Below are 1,958 nucleotides of genomic sequence, written 5' to 3'. Positions count from 1 at the left end.
CGCAGCGCTTCGCACAGGATGACAAGGCGTTTGTGCTCCAAACTGTCTGTAGCGCAGTGACTTGTCATCCTGAGGAGGCGCCGGAGGCACTCGCGGCGGAACGACATTCTGGCGCCGACGAAGGATCTGCTATGCCCGCGAGAACGGGCGTGCGTGTCGCGACGTTGGCTCGGCGGCAAGAAGATCCTTCGACTCCGCGCCACAGTTCGGTGCCGCGAACGAGCGGTGAGGCGCTCCGCTCAGGATGACAGTCTACTGCGCACCCAAGTACTTGTCGCGCATGAACTTGTCATCCTGAGGAGGCGCCGCAGGCACCATCCTCCACGCCGAGTGCTGGCGCCGACGAAGGATCTGACATGCCTGCGAGAACGGGCGTGCGTGTCGCGACGTTGGCTCTGACCGATTCAAGCGCGGTCGATGATCGATAGCATTGAGTGCGGCGCGTGGTGGGGAGCGGCGAGGAGTGCCGGGCACGCCGCGCCGGCCAGCGTCCCCGCGGCGAGTTCGGCCCCGGATCCTTCAGTCGCACAAAGGCCGGCTTGTGAGAGAGTGAGGCGCGCTGCTCCTTCCGGATGACGCTCAGGCTCCGAGCCGCTGCGCAAGCAGTGTTTCTCAACACGCTCTCGGGATGACAGGTTCGGAGCGTGTGTAACGGTTTGCGGTGCATGGGCTTGTCGCCCTGGGGGGGGCGGGAGCACACGCCTGCCCGGGGCGCGCGAGCAATGGGTCAGGGGCGCGTGGTGGCGACGGGGACGGCGTGGTTGCACAGGCGCGCGAGCTGCTCGTCCGAAAGCGACTCCCAGTCCGGCGGGCGCTGGTAGAAGCGGCGGCGCTCCGAGGCACTCTGAAAGGTAAGCCAGCCCTCCGCGGCGTCCTCGTGCAGCAGGCTGCCGGGCTGCTCACCCCCCGCCACCCGCAGCGTGGGCTGTACGTCCCAGACCTGCCACTGCACCCCCCGCGCGTCGCTGAACTCTCTCATCGCCATAAGACTACCCGTACGTAACCAGCGTGTGTCCCGCCGCGCGCCACGGAACCTCCCGGCCCATGCCCGGCCGGGACGGGTGAAACGAGTACCCCCCCCGCCCGGCGCAAACGCCACTGGCTGCGCAGGATGCGCCGCGCACAGCCGTTCCGCCAGTGCACACAGAGCCCGGCAGGGCCACACGCTAAGCATGGTGCGTTCCCGCGCGGCGGAAAGGACGGCCCCGGCGGCCCGCGGAGGCGCCGTGGGACAGAAGCGGCGCCCGCCGCGCGTTCCCCGTGCAGGCCGGCGGACTGGACGCACATGCCTCCGCATCGTACGATCCTTCTGTCGGCCTTCCCCTGAACCGCCCGCTTTCCCATCCGCTTCCGGGCTTTGGTGATGCTCCGTACCACCCATCGCATCCTTCTGGCGCTCGCCGCCCTGGCCGCGCTCCCCGCCGCGGGTCTCGCGCGCCGCCCCGCGACTCCGCCGGCCGATCCGCATCCGCCGCACCTCGCGGTGGGCGCCATCGGCATGGCGCCGCGGGACACGGTGCCCGTTCCCGCGCCGTTCGCCCTTTCCGATCCGGACGGGCAGGACCTCACCCTGGAGCGGCTGGACGTGCGCACGGCGGTGCAGGGAATGCTGGCGCTGACGGAAATGGAGATGCGCTTCCGCAATCCGCGCCCACGGGTGATGGAGGGCCGCTTCAGCGCCATCCTTCCCGAAGGCGCCACGGTGAGCCGCTTTGCCAAGGAGGTGAACGGCAGGCTGATGGAGGGCGAGGTGGTGGAGCGCCTCCGCGCGCACCAGGTGTACGACCAGATCCTGCACGAGATGCGGGATCCCGCCATGCTGGACCAGGAATCGGGCAACCGGTTCAGCGCCAAGGTGTTTCCCATCGAGGCCAACGGCACCGTGCGCGTGGTGCTGGCCTACAGCACGCTGCTGCGGCAGGTGAACGGGGAGCGCAGCTGGACGCTGCCTCTCCGCG

At 69.5% G+C, this 1,958-nt stretch carries 2 protein-coding genes; one reads left to right on the top strand and one right to left on the bottom strand.

All coding sequences use genetic code 11. From position 1 onward, the window contains the following. Nucleotides 1–727: 727 nt before the first annotated feature. A complete protein-coding gene (locus tag VF665_RS01235) occupies nucleotides 728–985 on the bottom strand; it encodes a hypothetical protein (RefSeq protein ID WP_331051576.1) in 258 nt (85 codons plus the stop codon). Between the two features lie 378 nt (nucleotides 986–1,363). Here VF665_RS01235 and VF665_RS01230 point away from each other — a divergent pair. Beyond that, nucleotides 1,364–1,958 (top strand): VIT domain-containing protein (locus VF665_RS01230; RefSeq protein WP_331051575.1); only part of this gene is annotated, 595 nt, incomplete at its 3' end.

The organism is Longimicrobium sp. (genome assembly GCF_036387355.1).
Taxonomy (GTDB): Bacteria; Gemmatimonadota; Gemmatimonadetes; order Longimicrobiales; family Longimicrobiaceae; genus Longimicrobium.
This window is presented reverse-complemented; position numbering and strand designations above follow the sequence as displayed.

Excerpts from the sequence above, each read along its gene's own strand:
- VF665_RS01235 (WP_331051576.1), bottom strand. The coding sequence starts at position 985 with ATGGCGATGAGAGAGTTCAGCGACGCGCGGGGGGTGCAGTGGCAGGTC.